The sequence below is a fragment of the Pseudomonas sp. V98_8 genome, from assembly GCF_029967975.1.
GTDB classification, from domain to species: Bacteria; Pseudomonadota; Gammaproteobacteria; order Pseudomonadales; family Pseudomonadaceae; genus Aquipseudomonas; species Aquipseudomonas umsongensis.
Map to the genome: position 1 here is coordinate 58389 of NZ_JASCAE010000035.1, position 17258 is coordinate 75646.

The following is a 17258-nucleotide window of genomic DNA, read 5'->3' on the forward strand; positions in this document are numbered from 1 at the left end:
GCGATGATCAGCGTGGCGTTTGTAGTGTTCGAGGGTTTCCAATCCATGGCGCTGGCAGCCATGCCGGTATTCGAATATGCCAATTTCAGTGCTGGGCAAGCCCTGTATGACGTGCGTGTACTGTCCGAAGACGGCCGCACCTTGCGCGCTTCTGGTGGCCTGAATGTTGGCACCGAGGCGTTCGACGAGCGGGTGTTCGATACGGTGATCGTGGTGGGCGGCGACACCATCCTCGAGCAGGCGCCCGAGGGTGTACTCGACTACGTGCGTGCCAGCGCCAGGACTGCCCGCCGTACCGCGTCGATTTGCTCTGGAGCCTTTGTCATGGCCCAGGCCGGCTTGCTTGAGGGCCGGCGGGCTACCACGCATTGGGCTTATGCACGGCAACTGCAAGAACGCTTTCCAGCGATCAAGGTTGAACCCGACCGAATCTACGTCATCGACGGCGCGATCTGGACCTCCGCCGGCATGACCGCCGGCATCGACCTGGCGCTGGCCATGGTCGAAAAGGATCACGGCGCCGAACTCGCACGTGCCGTAGCGCAGAAACTGGTGATGTACCATCGCCGTGCTGGCGGTCAATCACAACACTCGGCGCTGCTGGAACTGGCGCCGAAATCCGACCGCATCCAGACCGTCCTCGCCTACGCTCGGGAGCATCTGGCGCAGACGTTATCGGTGGAACAACTGGCGCAAGTGGCGAGTCTCAGTTCGCGGCAATTCAGCCGTGCGTTCCGTACCGAAACCGGCCAGTCGCCCGCCAAGGCCATCGAGAACCTGCGCCTGGAGGCGGCACGGCAGATGCTTGAGGGTGGCCGCCTGACACTCGAGCAGATCGCCTTGGAAAGCGGGTTTATCGATCCTCGGCGCATGCGCGAAGCGTTCCTTCGAACGTTCGGGCAACCACCGCAGGTGATCAGGCGCAATGCGCGATCAGCGGCACAATGATGATCGTTCCCGCGCAGAGCGTGGAAACGATCGGCGCTACACTGGGAGTGTCGGGGGTATTGCCTATGAAAATCTCGGCCAAACTGGCGTTTTTCGCCATCGTCTCCACCCTCGCCTACCTCTTGCTGGCAATTTGGGGGCTGGGTGGCTTCGCGGCGTTTTTTTCCCATGCCGCCTTGGTGGTGGTTGCGCTTGCGACGCTGGTCATGGCCATCGCTTCGCTGTTTACCGAGGTCAACCTGAGTTCCGGTGAGCGCGAAGACAGGGCCAATCGTTGGGTACTGCCAGCGTTCGGGGTGATCGGGATATTGAGTGGTTTTTTCCCGGCCTATACCGACCGCATCGACTTCTGGACCTTCGGTGGCGAAGGCGTGCGTTGGCTCGGGGCGCTGCTCTTCATCATCGGCGGCGTGCTGCGAATGTGGCCGGTGTTCGTGCTCGGCAAACGCTTCAGTGGGCTGGTGGCGATCCAGCCGGGGCATCGCCTGGTGACCGACGGGATCTATCGTCGCTTGCGCAACCCCAGTTACCTGGGGATGTTGGTGATTGCCGTGGGTTGGGCCCTGGCGTTTCGTTCGGGGGTCGGGTTGCTGCTGGCTGCGTTGACGGTGATTCCGCTGATCGCGCGCATTCATGCCGAGGAAGCATTGTTACGGGCGCAATTTGGCAGTGAATATGACGCTTATTGCGCCCGGAGCTGGCGGTTGATCCCGAAAATCTACTGAGACACACCCCCACTGTGGGAGCGAGCCTGCTCGCGAAAGCGCAGTGTCAGGCAACGTTTATGTCGGCTGGAAGTCAGCGTTCGCGAGCAGGCTCGCTCCCAGGGTGGAGCGTGCGAAGTCGAATCACGCCGTGGGCGTCTACGCGGGCAACGACCTCGTCATAACCTGCCAACGTGGCGTGCGCCGTCACAATCGGCTGCTCATGCGTCGCCGTGACAATCAGTAAATCCGCCCCCGCCGCCTCGGCTGCGAGAATGCCTACCGTTGCATCTTCAAAAACCAGGCAATCCGATATCTCTACATCCAGCCGCTGCGCAGCCAATCGATAACCGGCCGGGTCAGGTTTGCCAGCGGTGACATCTTCGGCAGTGACCAGCACAGCCGGCTCGGGAATCCCCGCGGCTGCCATCCGCCGCAACGCCAGCGCCCTCGGGGCGGAGGTCACGATAGCCCATTGATCGGCTGGTAAAGACTGGAGAAAGCGCGCCGCGCCCGCCACTTCTTCGACGCCCTCGACATCCTCGATTTCAGCTTCGGTGATCCACGCCGCTTCGGCCTCGGCATCAACTCCGGGCAATGCCAGGCGATTGATGGTGTCGATGGCGCGGACGCCGTGAATGGTCGGCAGGAAGGTCTCGACATCGACGCCGTGACGCACGGCCCAAGCAACCCAGACGCGCTCGGCGGCGGCAATTGACGTAAGGATGGTACCGTCCATGTCGAACAGGAAGGCACGGTAAGGGACGTTCAAGACGGATTCGGGAGCAGACAAAGGGTCCTTCCTATCTCAAGGATCGGGGGATGCCCTTGGAAATGTACACGATCAATCGAACTGTCGCAGGCTGCAATCTTCAAGATCCAACGATACAGCCTGCGGCAGCTCCTACAGCGGACGGCGTGATTTCAGGGCGCCGTCCACGCAATCAAGCAATTGACCCAGCGCCCAGGGTTTCTTGATAAACGAGACATCATGCCGGACCCCGGAAGTTTCAGGGGTTTCGAAGCCGGACATGATCATGATCGGTTTGTCCGGCCAACGATCTCCGAACAAATTGGCCAGGTCCGCGCCGTTGAGCGTTCCCGGCATGGTGATGTCCGTGAGAAGCATCCCGACTTCGGGTGCGTGGCTCTGTAAATACTCCGATGCGGCGTCCGCGCTGGTTTGCGCTTGCACGACATAGCCTTCCTCTTGAAGAATTTCGCAAAGAAACTCCAGGATCAGCGGGTCGTCTTCAACTACCAGAATCAACCCGCCATGAAGCTGTCCGCCCGCTGTCGATTCTCGACTCATGACATTGCCGCTCCCTGATCACACCAGTTTATATGCGGGCTTGAAATCCGCTACCTACAGGTATGAGCGGCGGTCTCTGCGGAAATTCATTTTTGATACAAACAGAAGACGAAATCGGTGTTTGCGAGACGTTTACCGGGACATCGGGTCTTTTTTCATAGCGTCCTTGGACATGGCGTCTTTCTTCATGCCGTCCTTGCTCATGGCATCCTTGGACGTGGTGTCCTTGCTCATCGTGTCCTTGGCCATCGAATCCTTTTTCATGGCGTCCTTATGCATGGCGTCCTTGGACATCGAATCTTTGCTCATGCTGTCCTTGCTCATCGTATCGCCAGCGAAAACACTGGCAGCGCCGATGGCCAGGCACATGGACAGAACAACAGTGGTCAACTTTTTCATGGTGGAACTCCTTGATGCATGGGGTGTGGACGAGGGGAATTGCCGGGGTTGCGTCAGCTGCCACCGAACCAGTTGTAGCCTTGGTCTTCCCAGTAGCCGCCGCTGTAGGTGTTGCTGACGAAAATCGCCTGGATGTGCTTGGGATTCTTGTAGCCGAGCTTGGTGGGCATGCGCAGTTTCATCGGGAAGCCGTATTCGCGCGGTAGCACAGCGCCGTCATAGGTCAGCGTCAACAGGGTTTGCGCATGCAGTGCGGTGGCCATGTCGATGCTGGTGTAGTAATCGTCGGCGCACTTGAAGCCGACGTATTTGGCGTCAGTATCGGCTCCGACCCGTTTCAGGAAGTCGCTGAAGCGCACACCGCCCCAACGACCGATCGCGCTCCAGCCTTCGACGCAGATATGCCGGGTGATCTGCTCCGTTTGCGCCATGGCGCGCAGCTCTTCGAGCCGCCAGGTGCGCTTGTCCGCCACCAGGCCGGTAACCTCCAGCCGATAGCTGTCCTCCTCCACCGTCGGCGCTTCGTCGATGCCGTAGAAGGCATTGAACGGAAATGGCCGGGTGATCATCGACGCCGGGTAGGTCGGCGCCATGGCATTGGGGTTGAACAGCCAGCCTTGCACCCGGTCGTTAAAGCGCGACATGGAGGACAACGCGGTCTCGACGCTGTCGTTGTCGGTGAGGTTGCAACCGGACAACATGGCCACGCCGCCGAGTGTCAGGCCACGCAGCAGGAACGAGCGGCGGGAGCGGTCTTCGATCTGCGGGGCGAGGATTTTACGCGCGTCGGTCAGGATGGATGACTCATCCAGCCCGGCGTCTTGAATGGACTTTTTCATATGGGCTCCTTGCGACCGACAATCATGGCCAACAGTGTTTTGGGAACCAGTGCCACCATCACCAGGTGGACCGCGACGAAGGCCACCAACAGTGCCATCGCGATGAAATGCACATGGCGCGCACCTTCGTAGCCCCAAAGCAATTCACGCAACAGCGGGAACTGCACCGACTTCCACAGCACCAGCCCGGAGATCACCAGCAGCGTGATATCGACCATCACGAACAGGTACGCCACACGCTGCACCTGGTTGTAGTGACTCAGGTCGGCATGCGCCAAGCGGCCCCGCAACGCGGCCCACAGGTCATGCAGCACGCCCTTGGGGGACACCGGGAAGAAGCGTCGTTTCAGGCGACCACTGATCAGGTTGATGAGCAGATACATGAGGCCGTTGAGGGCGAGAAACCACATCGCCGCGAAGTGCCATTGCAAGGCGCCGCCCAGCCAGCCCCCCAGGGTGATCGCCTTGGGAAAGCTGAAATCGTAGAGCGGCGAGGCGTTGTAGATGCGCCAGCCACTGGTCACCATCACCAGCACCGCCAGGGCGTTCAGCCAATGGGTGAGCCGCAGCCAGAGAGGATGGCTGGCCTTGGGTGAAGCAGTTGACTGCGACATGTCCGGCTCCCGGTTGTGGTTCGTTGGAGCCGAGTATGGGGGCCGGAAGATCGCCAAATCCTCACGTAAAGTTAAATTAAATGTGATAACTCACTATTCCCCCTCCCTGTAGGAGCTGCCGCAGGCTGCGATCTTTTGACTTTGCTTTTAAGATAAAAAGATCGCAGCCTGCGGCAGCTCCTACAGAGTCGCGCAATATTAGGGTTGCAATTATGGTTAAATGCCGCCCCCTAAAATTGCCGACCCAGACCGATGAATCCTGAAGCCCTCGCCACCCTCCACGCGCATTTGTCGACCGCCCTGGCGGCGGCTCCCGCCGAAACCCGCCGCCTGTTCCACGGCCGTGGTCGCTGCTGGCCGGGGCTGGAGCAAGTGACCGTCGACTGGTTGCAGGGTGTGGTGCTGGTGGCGTTGTTCAAGGAACCCGAGCCGGCGCAACTGGACGCCTTGAAGCAGCTATTGCAGGAGCTCACGCAGTCAGCGGCATGGACGCAATCCGGCGCGCATACCTTGCTGCTGCAACACCGCTACCTGCTGCAAAGCACCACCGAATGGCTACTCGGGGACGTCATCGAGGAAATGACCATCACCGAGGGCGGCCTGAAGTTTCGAGTGGACCTGGGGCGCAAGCAGAACACCGGGCTATTCCTCGACATGCGCTATGGTCGCGACTGGGTGCGGGCCAATGCCCAGGGCAAACGCGTGCTGAACCTGTTCGCCTACACCTGCGGCTTTTCGGTGGCGGCCATCGAAGGCGGCGCGGCCCACGTGGTCAACCTGGACATGTCCAGCCCCGCCCTGAGCCGCGGTCGCGACAATCACCGGCTCAACGGGCATGACCTGGGCAAGGTAACCTTTCTCGGTCACGACCTGTTCAAATCCTGGGGCAAAGTCATCGGCAAGGGCCCCTATGATCTGGTGATCATCGACCCGCCATCCTTCCAGAAAGGCAGTTTCCTGCTGACCAAGGACTACCAACGGGTGCTGCGTCGCCTGCCGGAACTGCTCGCCCCCCGAGGCACGGTGCTGGCCTGCATGAACGATCCGGCCTTCGGTGCGGACTTCCTCATCGACGGGGTGACCCGCGAAGCGCCGAGCCTGCGCTTTGAACGGCGGCTGGACAATCCGCCGGAGTTTCCGGATGCCGATGTAGAGTGTGGGTTGAAGGCGCTGGTGTTTACCCTGGCGGATTAAGCACCAAGGCAAACAACTCACCATGCCCGTTCACGTTGAGCTTGTGATAGAGATTGCGCCGATGCACCTTCACCGTCTCCGGGGAAATACCCATCCGCTGGGCGATGGCCTTGCTGGAGAAACCCTGGAGAATCAGGCGTGCGGTTTCGATTTCGCGCACCGACAAACGTGCATCGAAGCGATCGAGCAAGGTCGCCAGGTCCCCGGCTACGGCTTCGACCGCCTGGCCTTCCGGCGGTAGCAATTGCAGGTGCCGACGCATCGCCGCCAGCACCCAGTCGCGTACGCACAGCAGGCGTCCCTGCTCTTGCAGCGTGAAGCGTGTCGCGCGTCCGAGGGACAAACCGAGGACGGCGCCGTCGACGTTGACCATGAACTGCAATTCGTCCCCACCTACCACCGTGCGAAAGTAGCTCAGGTAGTACTCGCTTTGCTGAAACTGGTCCGGCGCCACCGAGTCGAGGCTGTGCAACCCATCGGCGATGCCGGCGCAGACGGCCAGGTAAAACGGGTCGAGCAAGTACATGCCGGCGCTGTAGTCCGCCAGTTCTTCATGCTCATCTCCGCTGCCCCTGGCGTCGAAATCGATCAGCAGGCGCGGCACCCGCCCTGGTTGCATCACCGCGACCAAGGCGTTGTCCAGCGGCACCAGCAAGCGCAGGGTGTCGACCAGCGCACGCCAGAATGCGTCCTGGCCCAACACGCCAAATACCCGCGCCAGTCCGTGGTGCAGCGGTAACTCTTTCAACAACGCGTCCACGCACTACCCCTTTTGAGTAACCCATCATGGGAATGGGTAACGGCCACCCCGATCGATACGCTGCAAACTCCTGATCATCACCGGCCTGCAGCAGGCCAGGAGTGCCGCATCATGATTGGTCACCGCTCGTATTTCAATCTGGGGCTGGGCGCCTGTCTGGTGGCTTCGCTATCAGCGGTTGCTGCCGATGGCCCCACCGTGCACGTGTACAACTGGTACGACTACATCGGCCCCAATACCCTGCATGACTTCAAGCGGGACACCGGTATCCAGCCGGTCTACGACACCTTCGACAGTGCCGAAGTCCTCGAAGGCAAACTGCTCACCAGCCGCAGCGGCTACGACGTGGTCGTGGCCAGCAACTTCAGTCTGCCAACCCTGATCAAGGCGGGTGCCCTCGCCCCTCTGCCCCGCGCCGAGATGCCCGATTTCAACAACATGGACACCGATCTGCTGGCGAAACTGGCCAACAACGATCCGGGCAACCAGTACGCCGTGCCGTATCTGTGGGGCACCAACGGCATTGGTTATAACGTGGACAAAGTGCGCGCCGTGCTGGGCGACAAGGCGCCGGTGGATTCCTGGGACCTGGTGTTCAAGGAAGAGAACCTGGCCAAACTTGGCGAATGCGGGGTGGCGATGCTCGACTCGCCCGCGGAAATGCTGCCGGTCGCCCTGCACTACCTGGGCCTGGCGCCCAACAGCACCAACCCTGAAGACTACAAAAAGGCCGAAGCGCTGCTGCTCAAGCTGCGGCCACATATCGCCTACTTCAATTCGTCGAAGTTCATCAGTGACCTGTCCAACGGCAACATCTGCGTCGCCGTGGGTTGGTCCGGCGCCATGCTCGAAGCCAAGGCCACCGCCGAGCAGGCCGGCAATGGCGTGAAGATCGCCTACAGCTTGCCCAAGGAAGGAGCACCAGTGTGGTTCGACACGCTGGTATTGCTCAAGGACGCACCGCATCCGCAACAAGGCCTGGCCTTCATCGACTACCTGATGCGCGCCGAGGTCATCGCCCCGGTCAGTAATCACCTCAACTACCCCAACGGCAACCGTAACGCGACAGCGCTGGTGGCCGAAGCGACGCGGACCAACCCGGCTGTTTATCCGTCGGCTGAAGCCATGGCCACCTTGTTCACCCTGCAACCCTTGCCGCCGGCCACCGAGCGTGTGCGCACGCGGATCTGGAGCAAGGTCAAGAACGGTCAGTAGCTGCACCACCGCCAATCCCTTGTAGGAGCGAGCCTGCTCGCGAAAGCGGAGTGTCAGTCGACATCAACCTTGCCTGATGCACCGCATTCGCGAGCAGGCTCGCTCCCACAGGTTCCGCGCCCGAACGATTTCCTTTTTGTCATTACCTTGAAGATGAGAACCCCCATGAAACCACGTGCCCGCGATCTCAACATCCAGTTTGGCCAGCTGCAGCCCGGTCCCCTCAACGCGATCACCGATGTACCCGGCGTGCGGGTCGGTCATAGCGATGTACGCGGTCGCACCGCCAAGGGTCGCGATATCGTCACCGGGGTGACCGTGATTGAGCCCCGTGCCGGTTCCACCAGCCAGCAACCGTGTTTTGCCGGGGTCCATGTGCTCAATGGCAACGGCGATGCCACGGGCCTTGAGTGGATTCGCGAAGCGGGTCTGTTGACCAGCCCGATCGCCTTTACCAACACCCATAGCCTGGGCGTGGTGCGCGATGCCTTGATCGTACTGGACCGTGAGCAGCAACCTGACGACGGGCGGCTCTACTGGAACATGCCGGTGGTGCTGGAGACCTACGACGGCTTGCTCAATGACATCAATGGCTTCCATGTGAAGCCCGAGCATGTCGCCCAAGCCCTGCACGCGGCGGTCGGCGGCCCTGTGGCCGAAGGCAATGTCGGCGGTGGTAGCGGCATGATCTGTCACGAGTTCAAGGGCGGCATCGGCACCGCTTCGCGACGCTTGAGCCGTGCCCAGGGTGGCTGGACGGTGGGCGCGATCGTCCAGGCCAACCATGGCATTCGCAATGAGTTGCGCGTCGATGGCTACCCGGTCGGGCGCTACATGGAACAGGTCGACTCACCGTTTCTCAAGGCGGCACTGCCGCACCCGGGCATGGGCTCGATCGTGGTGTGCCTGGCCACCGACGCGCCCTTGCTGCCGCACCAATGCACCCGCCTGGCCCAACGCGCCAGCCTCGGCCTGGCCCGCACCGGGGGCGGCAATGAAGACCACAGCGGCGACATCTTCATCGCGTTCGCCACCGGCAACCAGCATGTGCCGCCAGCGGCTTACGAGAGTAAAAAAGCGCCAACCTGCGATAACCTGAGCATGGTCAATAACGATCACATCAGCGAATTGTTCCTGGCGGCCACCGAGGCTGTCGAAGAAGCCATCATCAACGCCTTGCTCGCAGCCGAAACGACGGAAGGTAACGGCCACGCGGTGCCGGGGCTGGATGCCGAAACGCTGCTCGAGGCCCTGAACCAGGCCGGTTGGCCCGGGAAGGACAATCGCAGAAGCTGACACTTGTGGGGGGATTCGACTAGTGGTACTTGAGACCGCCCCCCCAACTTCCTACGATGGAGTTGCGCAATCGCTTGCTTGTCCAAGCCGTTGCGTAGGTGGTGAGTGCACTGAACCCCTATCAAGCTCACCGCCTGCTTCATGCGCATCTTGAGCCTCAAGGGCTCTACTTCTCCCCATCAAAGAGCTTTGAGGCTCTTTTTTAACTGCGCGAAAACCAGACCTGAAAAAGCCCGGCACCTGGCCGGGCTTTGTGCATTCTGATACCCATCGCAAATCACCCTGTAGGAGCGAGCATGCTCGCGATGGCTTCAAGGACAACGCGTTTCCCCAGGCAGCACGCGTCATCGTTAACGTCCATCGCGAGCATGCTCGCTCCTACAGGTTATCCGCGTTGCTCCAATCGCTCGCGCACGAACTCGCTGGCCTTGCGCGTCAACTGGTCCAGATGCCGGTCCCGCTGTTTCTCGGCATCGAGCATCGCCCGCTTGCCGTGCTTTTGCAGCAGGTAGGTATGAATCTGCCGCACCTCCAGTGAGCTGTAGATGGGCGCCACATCCAGCAACGCCCTCAAGCCGTCGCTGCCATGATCACGGGTGTTCATCAGCACCTGGGTGGCACGCACGCCCACCACCTCGAAGCCCATCGACTCAAAGTACGGCACCTTCGCCACTGCGCACGCCAGTTCGGCATGCGGGTAACGACCGACCATCTCGCGCAGCATCCTGCGTGCAATCCCCTGTCGGCGATGACCGGCATCCACGGCCATATAGGCCACGCTGCATGCGTCGGGATCGTCCTTGACCGGCAGGTACAACAGGAAACCTGCGACCTTGTCCGGATCATCCAGATCCGTGGCGACGATCAACTCCACCTCAATGCCTTTCGTCCCGTTCAAGGCCTCCAGATACAGATGCACTTCGTAGCCGATCGCGTACTGGTAGACGTTGTACAACAGGTTGCTCGGCGCGATGGCGACCATGCTGATGTCGGTCAGGTTGTCGACCACCATCTGCAGGATCTGGCTGTTGACCGACTCAGGGCACGGGGTTTTGTAGTGGGTGATCTGGGGCATTGCGGGGATTGACTCCGGGGAATGGGCGCGACTGCCTATCATAGCGTGCCGGACCGCGTTACTCGCCTGTCTTGATCGATTCATGAGCCACACCCATGACTCTAGCGTTGAAAACCGCTAAAACTTTTCGCTGATCGCGCAGGTCAGTCAATGGATGAGGGCTGTTATCGCCAATCAACCATAGGAAACGCACCGATGCTCGACGTCATGACGATTTCCCGACGAGAACTCCTGATCGTGGGCGTGGTAACCGCAGCGGCCGTGATCCTGCCTCCGTTCATTTCTGCACAGGCATCGGCCGCCAACGCGGCGCAGCCGGTCAAGACCAAACTGTCGATCTGGGTGAACGATGCTCGGCAGGAAATGGAGTTTGACACCCGCACCACCCTGCTCGACCTGTTGCGCGAACACCTGCAGCTCACCGGCACCAAGAAGGGTTGCGACCACGGCCAATGTGGCGCTTGCACGGTCATTGTCGACGGCCGGCGCATCAATTCCTGCCTGACCCTGGCGGTGATGCACGAAGGTGCGAAAGTCACCACCATCGAAGGGCTCGGAACGCCGGACCAGCTGCATCCGATGCAGGCGGCGTTCATCAAGCATGACGGCTATCAATGCGGCTATTGCACGCCGGGGCAAATCTGCTCGGCAGTCGCGGTGCTGGGTGAAATCCGCGACGGCATTCCCAGCCACGCCAGCCCGAATCTCACCGAACCACCCAGGCTGATCGCCAGCGAACTCCAGGAACGCATGAGCGGCAACATCTGCCGCTGCGGTGCGTACTCCAACATCATCGCGGCGATCACCGAAGTCGCGGAGGCCAGCGCATGAGACCCTTTAACTATCTGCGTGCGCAGTCGCCGGCCGAAGCCGCGTCGCTCTCTGCACAGGTCCATGGCTCGCGATTCATTGCGGGCGGCACCAACCTGTTGGACCTGATGAAACTGGACATCGAGACGCCGACGCAACTGATCGACGTCAACCACCTGGCACTGGATCGCATCGAAGCCACGCCCGAAGGTGGCTTGAGAATCGGTGCGCTGGTCAGGAACACCGACCTGGCCGCCGACCCGCGCATCAGGAAAGATTATGCGGTACTCGCGCGCGCCCTCCTCGCTGGCGCCTCTGGCCAGCTGCGCAACATGGCCACGACCGCCGGCAACCTGCTGCAACGCACCCGCTGCCCGTACTTCTACGACACCCATCAAGCCTGCAACAAGCGCCAGCCCGGCAGTGGCTGCGCCGCCATCGGCGGATTCAGTCGGCAACTGGGCATCATCGGTGTCAGCGATGCCTGCATTGCCACCCATCCCAGCGACATGGCCGTGGCCATGCGCGCACTCGATGCCCAGGTTGAAACGGTTCGACCCGACGGCACGACACGCGTCATTGCCATCACCGACCTGCATCGATTGCCCGGCAATACGCCGAATATCGAAACCGCCCTGGCGCCCCACGAGTTGATTACCGCCGTGACGTTGCCGGCGCCGATTGGCGGCACGCACATTTACCAGAAAGTCCGGGACCGCGCCTCCTACGCATTTGCCCTGGTTTCGGTGGCCGCGGTGATCCAGCAGGACGGCTCCGGCCGCGTGGCCCTGGGCGGCGTCGCGCCCAAGCCATGGCGCGTGGAGAGCGCTGAAACAGCGATGGCCAAAGGCACAAAAGCGCTCTCGGAACAACTACTGGCCGGCGCCACCCCCACCCATGAAAACGCCTTCAAACTGACACTGGTCGAGCGCACGCTCGCTTCGGTAATGGCGCAAGCGAGGGCCCAGGCATGAAATTCGACACCCCGGCCACCACCAACCCCATCGACCAAGGCAAGTTCATCGGCCAGCCCACCCCGCGCATCGAAGGGCCGCTGAAAACCACTGGCCAAGCGCCCTACGCCTACGAACACCATGACGCCGTGCCGAACCAGGCCTATGGCGTGGTGGTCGGTTCAGCCATTGCCAAAGGGCGCATCGCTACGATGAACCTTGCGCCCGCCGAGTCGTCGCCCGGGGTGATCGCCATCGTCACCGCCGCCAATGCCGGCAAGCTCGGCCAGGGCAAATACAACACCGCCAGGTTGCTCGGCGGGGCAGAGATCCAGCACTACCACCAGGCCGTGGCCCTGGTGGTCGCCGAAACCTTCGAACAGGCACGCGCCGCCGCAGAACGGCTGGAGATTACCTACACAAGCACCGACGGTGCATTCGATCTGGCCAGCTCACGCGGCTCAGCGGTGGAACCCAAGGAGCAGATGGAAGACACCCTGCATGGGGATTTTGAAACGGCGTTCGCGGCGGCACCGGTGCAACTGGACGCCACCTACACCACGCCTGACCAGGCCCACGCGATGATGGAACCCATGGCCTCGATGGCCGCCTGGGACGGCGACCGCCTGACCCTGTGGACTTCGAACCAGATGATTGACTGGTCGGTCGCCGACCTGGCGACCACCCTGGGCATACCGAAGAAAAATGTGCGCCTGATCTCGCCGTACATCGGCGGCGGGTTCGGCGGCAAACTGTTTATCCGCGCCGACGCGCTCCTGGCCGCCCTGGGGGCGCGCATGGCCGGCAGACCGGTCAAAGTGGCGCTGGCGCGGCCGCTGATCTTCAACAATTGCACCCACCGCCCGGCGACCATCCAACGCATCCGCATTGGTGCCGGCAGCGACGGCAAGATCAGCGCCATGGCCCACGAAGGCTGGTCCGGTGACTTGCCAGGCGGCAAGGTGGAACTTGCCGCGCAACCCAGCAAACTGCTGTACGCCGGGGAAAATCGTCGCGTGACCATGCGCCTGTCGACACTCGACCTGCCTGAAGGCAACGCCATGCGCGCACCGGGTGAAACGCCGGGCATGATGGCGCTGGAAATTGCCATGGACGAAATGGCCGAGAAGCTGAAACTCGACCCCGTGGAATTTCGCATCCTCAATGACACCCAGGTCGATCCAACGAAACCGGATCGGCCCTTTTCCCAGCGCCACCTGGTCGAATGCCTGCGCACCGGTGCCGAGCGTTTTGGCTGGGGCCAACGGCACACGCAACCGGCCACCCAGCGCGAAGGTCGCTGGTTGATCGGAATGGGGGTTGCCGTGGCCTTTCGCAATAACCTGCTGGTGAAGTCCGGTGCTCGAGTCCGCCTGAATGATCAGGGCATCGTCACCGTGGAAACCGACATGACCGATATCGGCACCGGCAGCTACACGATCATTGCCCAGACGGCCGCAGAAATGCTGGGCGCCAGCCTGGACAACGTGGTCGTGCGCCTGGGCGATTCGAGCTTTCCCGTTTCGGCGGGCTCCGGTGGGCAGTTTGGCGGCAACTGCTCGACGGCGGGGGTGTATGCCGCCTGCGTCAAGCTGCGTGAGGCCGTTGCGCAACGCCTGGGGGTGAAGGTCAACGAAGCGCAATTCACCGATGGCGAAGTGCGCGCGGGTGGTAAAAGCGTGCCGTTGCGCGATGCGGCGAAGTCGGGCGAAATCGTCGCCGAAGACAGCATTGAATTCGGCGAGCTGAGCAAGCAGTACCAGCAATCGACCTTCGGCGCGCACTTCGTCGAAGTCGCGGTCGACAGCGCCACCGGGGAAACCCGCGTGCGCCGCATGCTGGCGGTGTGCGCGGCCGGGCGCATTCTCAACCCGACATCGGCCCGCAGCCAGGTGATTGGCGCGATGACCATGGGCGTCGGCGCAGCGCTGATGGAGGACCTGGTGGTGGACAAACGCCTGGGCTTTTTCGTCAATCATGATCTGGCCGGGTACGAGGTGCCGGTGCATGCCGACATCCCCCACCAGGAGGTGATTTTTCTCGATGAGACCGACCCGATGTCCTCGCCGATGAAAGCCAAGGGGGTTGGCGAGCTGGGTATTTGCGGGGTCAGTGCCGCCATCGCCAATGCGGTGTACAACGCCACGGGGATTCGGGTGCGCGACTACCCGATCACGCTGGACAAGCTGCTGGATAAGCTGCCGCCGATGATTTAAGCGCCAGGATCAGGGCGCCGGGGCACCGGCGCGAATCCGCAGGCCACATCGCCAGCGAGCTTTGTGGGTGCTGGCCTGCCGGCGATGGCCGCCACTGGATGCACCGGCAGACCATGCACCCTTCCCGCTGGCAATCGAAGCCGAGTGGGCGGGTCAGCTGATTTTATTCACCGGCAGATAAGTGCCCGTCAAATGCACATCGACATGATTTTTCGGCCGATAATTCGCGATCGTGATCACCCGTTGCTGCACGGTGTCATCAATGCATTCCTGACCGAACGGGGTCTTGCCGATCGGCCGGAAATAGCGCGCGTTCAACAGTCGATAGGTGCCCCCCAGGAAGTCCTGATAGGAGTCGGTGATCTCCGGAAGCGCATTCGGTGGCCGGGGGATTTTTTTTGGATTGAGCTCCAGTCCGCATTCCATCGCCTTGTTCGCCATCCAGCGTAATGGAATGTCGGACAGCGAGTTATCGGCATAACCGCCCCCCACATTGGCGTGCGCGCCGCAGAACCAGACCTGCTCCATCACCTGATTGGGCTTGGCAATCGGGTCCCATAACGTGCATTCGTAATTGGCCCGATGTTCGTCGATGGCGACGGCATGGAAGGCATTGCGCACAATCCCGCTGAGCTCGGTGTCGTGAAACTCATAGTACTTGTGGTTGAACCACTCGGCCGACTTGAACGGAACACCCAAGGCGCCGACCGTGTCCCAGACACCCAGGAAATGGATATCGATTTCCCGGGAGTAACTCTGGCGGAAGAACCTGGCGTTTTCCGTATCCGCGCTCGAATCACGGGTGCGGTACAGGGTGTAGGCCTCATCGATACGGTCGACGTGTTTTTTCGTCAGCAGCCCGACGTTGCGGATCAGCCCCACCAGGCTACGCGCTGAGTAGGCACCGCGGCTGAAACCGAAAATGAACACCTGGTCGCCCTCCTCGTACTGCTTGGCCAGGGCGATATAGCCATCCTTGATCTTCTTCGACAGCCCGACGCCAAAGGCCCCGCCCTCGAGCTTGTCGTACCAGTCTGTACCCACCCCCGCGACATAGATTTTCTTCTGCACCGTGCCGTCCTTGTGGCTGGGGAGGATCGCGTCATGCAACTTGACCACGTTGGTGCTGGCGTCGCCATCGATCTCCGGCGCCTGATCAGGCAGGTTCCAGGTGCCGTCGAATGCGACGATGATTTTCTTTGGCATATTCATCTCCCGTCACTGTTCACTACCCCCGCACGCTCGCTAGCGCTGTGGCGCGACCATGCGAAACTGGATATTGATTTCGTTGGAAACAAAACTGTCGGCCCACTCACCTTCCCCGATCTTGAAGTCATTGCGCTTGAGCGTCAGCTCGCCGACGAAGATCCCGACCCCGCCCTCGGCCTTGAGCAGGACCGGCACATCCACCTTGCGCGTCAAGCCTCGCAGCGTCAGATTGCCGGTAATCAGGTAGCGGTCATTGCCGAAATCCTTGATGCGCGTTGATTCGAAGGTCGCCTGCGGATAGCGCTCGGTGTCGAACCAGGCAGGCTTTAGCAGTTCGCTATTGGCGTCTTCACTACCGGCGTCGATGCTGGTCAGATCGATGGTCAGATGGGCGCGGGCGGCCTCGGGGTTTTTCGTATCGAATTCAAGGTCCCCGACGAATTGGCTGAACGTGCCGTAGACCCTCGACCCCGCCTGATTGTAGGTGAAGCTGATGGTGCTGGCCTTGGGGTTCACATCTGAGTACTCAACGGCGTCAGCCTGCGCAGCAACGCCCAACGCAAACAGGACGACCAGGATCGAGAACCGCAGGAATCGAGAGTTCATGAAACACTCCGGGCCGGGGCGCCCTCATGGGCAAGTGTCGAACACACGCTAGCCAGCAACAGGAGGACTAAAGCAAAGAACGGCCGTCAATTCCACTGGCCGCAGGAATTGTAACCACTCGTCCCTAGATTGCCCACGCCCGTTGCAACAACCCGATGACCTCGGCATCCGACGTCTGGGAAAAATCCATGTACCAATGCCCGATCGACATGAACCAGTCGGGCATGATCGGGCAGATCAACTCATCCACTTCACGGCGCAACGCCTGGACCGTTTCAACCGGCGCCACCGGCACCGCCACCACGAGGCGCGCTGGCGCCTGTACTCGCACCGCTTGTACTGCCGCCAACATCGAGGCCCCTGTCGCCAACCCGTCGTCGACCAGAATCACCACCTGGTCCTTGAGCTGCACCGGCGTCCGCGTGCCTCGATAAACCCGTTCGCGACGCAAGAGCTCTTGGGTTTCCCGGGCGACCACAGCCTGGAACGCGGCTTTTTCAATGGGGTGAGCCCGCAGCGCCTGTTCATTGCGAATTTCGATACCGCCACTGGCAATGGCGCCCATGGCGTACTCCGGGTGGGACGGAACACCCAGCTTGCGCACCAGCATCAGGTCCAGGCGCACGCCGAGCGCCGTGGCCACTTCATAAGCCACCGGCACGCCGCCCCGGGGCAAGGCCAGGACGATTACATCGGCGCGATGGGCATAGGGGAGCAGCGGCTCCACCAGGCGTCGACCGGCGTCGATGCGGTCGCGCAGGATGGATTGCGATGACTGATTCATTTGAAAACCTCCCCGGGCGATCAACACCTGTCGGTTCGCATCACATCATCAATTGTCGGTTCGACGGTGACGGTCAGCAAGCTTGAACACGAGGACAATGCTCAACCGCAATTCCTTGTGGGAGCGAGCCTGCTCGCGAAAGCGGCCTGTCAGCCGACCAGTCGCTTGCGGATGTACCCGATCTACTGTGGGAGCGAGCCTGCTCGCGAAGGCGGCCTCACAGCCAACCCATCTCTCACGGCTGCACCGATCTACTGTGGGAGCGGGCTTGCTCGCGAAGGCGGCCTGACAGCCGACCAATTTCTTTCAGGTGTACATATCCAT

Annotated in this window: 19 protein-coding genes; 9 read left to right on the top strand and 10 right to left on the bottom strand. The window is 61.3% G+C overall.

What is annotated here, in order from left to right; translation table 11 throughout:
• The first annotated feature begins 3 nt into the window (after positions 1–3).
• Both QLG10_RS10005 and QLG10_RS10010 read left to right on the top strand, forming a co-directional pair.
• Entirely contained in the window at positions 4–948 is a 945-nt protein-coding gene (locus tag QLG10_RS10005; RefSeq protein WP_282487232.1) for a GlxA family transcriptional regulator, read from the top strand.
• Between the two features lie 65 nt (positions 949–1013).
• Positions 1014–1673: an isoprenylcysteine carboxylmethyltransferase family protein gene (locus QLG10_RS10010; RefSeq protein ID WP_282487234.1), complete on the top strand. Its 660-nt coding sequence runs from the start codon at positions 1014–1016 to the stop codon at positions 1671–1673.
• A 73-nt stretch (positions 1674–1746) separates the two neighbouring features.
• Here QLG10_RS10010 and QLG10_RS10015 read toward each other — a convergent pair whose 3' ends face one another.
• The 5 genes from QLG10_RS10015 to QLG10_RS10035 form a co-directional block, all read right to left on the bottom strand.
• A complete protein-coding gene (locus tag QLG10_RS10015; protein WP_282487236.1) occupies positions 1747–2445 on the bottom strand; it encodes an HAD-IA family hydrolase in 699 nt (232 codons plus the stop codon).
• Positions 2446–2556: 111 nt separating this feature from the next.
• Positions 2557–2964, bottom strand: coding sequence for a response regulator (locus tag QLG10_RS10020; RefSeq protein ID WP_110750832.1), 408 nt, complete (start codon positions 2962–2964; stop codon positions 2557–2559).
• Positions 2965–3096: 132 nt separating this feature from the next.
• A complete protein-coding gene (locus tag QLG10_RS10025; RefSeq protein ID WP_282487239.1) occupies positions 3097–3363 on the bottom strand; it encodes a pentapeptide MXKDX repeat protein in 267 nt (88 codons plus the stop codon).
• Positions 3364–3416: 53 nt separating this feature from the next.
• The gene (locus QLG10_RS10030) at positions 3417–4202 is read right to left on the bottom strand and encodes a molybdopterin-dependent oxidoreductase (protein WP_282487241.1); all 786 of its coding nucleotides are present in this window, start codon (positions 4200–4202) and stop codon (positions 3417–3419) included.
• Positions 4199–4816 carry a cytochrome b/b6 domain-containing protein gene (locus QLG10_RS10035; protein ID WP_282487243.1) on the bottom strand — a complete coding sequence of 206 codons (618 nt, stop codon included), beginning with the start codon at positions 4814–4816 and terminating at the stop codon, positions 4199–4201. The genes QLG10_RS10030 and QLG10_RS10035 overlap by 4 nt, the downstream gene beginning before the upstream one ends.
• A gap of 252 nt (positions 4817–5068) precedes the next feature.
• On the opposite strand from QLG10_RS10035, the gene QLG10_RS10040 reads away from it, so the two are divergent.
• On the top strand, positions 5069–6010 hold the full coding sequence (locus tag QLG10_RS10040; protein ID WP_282487245.1) for a class I SAM-dependent methyltransferase: 942 nt from the start codon (positions 5069–5071) through the stop codon (positions 6008–6010).
• Here QLG10_RS10040 and QLG10_RS10045 read toward each other — a convergent pair.
• Positions 5994–6770 (bottom strand): helix-turn-helix transcriptional regulator, encoded by a 777-nt coding sequence (locus QLG10_RS10045; protein ID WP_110750841.1) that lies wholly within the window; start codon positions 6768–6770, stop codon positions 5994–5996. The genes QLG10_RS10040 and QLG10_RS10045 overlap by 17 nt on opposite strands.
• A gap of 111 nt (positions 6771–6881) precedes the next feature.
• Between QLG10_RS10045 and QLG10_RS10050 the strand changes: the two genes are divergently transcribed.
• Both QLG10_RS10050 and QLG10_RS10055 read left to right on the top strand, forming a co-directional pair.
• Positions 6882–7985 (top strand): polyamine ABC transporter substrate-binding protein, encoded by a 1104-nt coding sequence (locus tag QLG10_RS10050; RefSeq protein ID WP_110750843.1) that lies wholly within the window; start codon positions 6882–6884, stop codon positions 7983–7985.
• Positions 7986–8150: 165 nt separating this feature from the next.
• A complete protein-coding gene (locus tag QLG10_RS10055; RefSeq protein WP_179053757.1) occupies positions 8151–9281 on the top strand; it encodes a P1 family peptidase in 1131 nt (376 codons plus the stop codon).
• A 385-nt stretch (positions 9282–9666) separates the two neighbouring features.
• Here QLG10_RS10055 and QLG10_RS10060 read toward each other — a convergent pair whose 3' ends face one another.
• Positions 9667–10356 carry a GNAT family N-acetyltransferase gene (locus tag QLG10_RS10060; protein WP_179053758.1) on the bottom strand — a complete coding sequence of 230 codons (690 nt, stop codon included), beginning with the start codon at positions 10354–10356 and terminating at the stop codon, positions 9667–9669.
• A 207-nt stretch (positions 10357–10563) separates the two neighbouring features.
• On the opposite strand from QLG10_RS10060, the gene paoA reads away from it, so the two are divergent.
• Genes paoA through paoC form a run of 3 tightly spaced genes read left to right on the top strand, consistent with a single transcriptional unit; the run spans position 10564 to position 14335 of the window.
• Positions 10564–11187 carry an aldehyde dehydrogenase iron-sulfur subunit PaoA gene (paoA, locus tag QLG10_RS10065; protein ID WP_179053764.1) on the top strand — a complete coding sequence of 208 codons (624 nt, stop codon included), beginning with the start codon at positions 10564–10566 and terminating at the stop codon, positions 11185–11187.
• The gene (locus tag QLG10_RS10070; protein WP_282487254.1) at positions 11184–12140 is read left to right on the top strand and encodes a xanthine dehydrogenase family protein subunit M; all 957 of its coding nucleotides are present in this window, start codon (positions 11184–11186) and stop codon (positions 12138–12140) included. The genes paoA and QLG10_RS10070 overlap by 4 nt, the downstream gene beginning before the upstream one ends.
• On the top strand, positions 12137–14335 hold the full coding sequence (paoC, locus tag QLG10_RS10075; RefSeq protein ID WP_282487256.1) for an aldehyde oxidoreductase molybdenum-binding subunit PaoC: 2199 nt from the start codon (positions 12137–12139) through the stop codon (positions 14333–14335). The genes QLG10_RS10070 and paoC overlap by 4 nt, the downstream gene beginning before the upstream one ends.
• A gap of 153 nt (positions 14336–14488) precedes the next feature.
• On the opposite strand, the gene QLG10_RS10080 is transcribed toward paoC, so the two are convergent.
• The 3 genes from QLG10_RS10080 to QLG10_RS10090 form a co-directional block, all read right to left on the bottom strand.
• On the bottom strand, positions 14489–15541 hold the full coding sequence (locus tag QLG10_RS10080; RefSeq protein ID WP_282487258.1) for a DUF2235 domain-containing protein: 1053 nt from the start codon (positions 15539–15541) through the stop codon (positions 14489–14491).
• Between the two features lie 39 nt (positions 15542–15580).
• The gene (locus QLG10_RS10085; RefSeq protein ID WP_110750854.1) at positions 15581–16150 is read right to left on the bottom strand and encodes a YceI family protein; all 570 of its coding nucleotides are present in this window, start codon (positions 16148–16150) and stop codon (positions 15581–15583) included.
• Positions 16151–16274: 124 nt separating this feature from the next.
• Positions 16275–16934 carry a phosphoribosyltransferase family protein gene (locus tag QLG10_RS10090; RefSeq protein ID WP_110750856.1) on the bottom strand — a complete coding sequence of 220 codons (660 nt, stop codon included), beginning with the start codon at positions 16932–16934 and terminating at the stop codon, positions 16275–16277.
• Here QLG10_RS10090 and QLG10_RS10095 point away from each other — a divergent pair.
• The coding region (locus QLG10_RS10095) for a hypothetical protein (RefSeq protein ID WP_282487261.1) at positions 16935–17258 on the top strand (324 nt) is incomplete at its 3' end.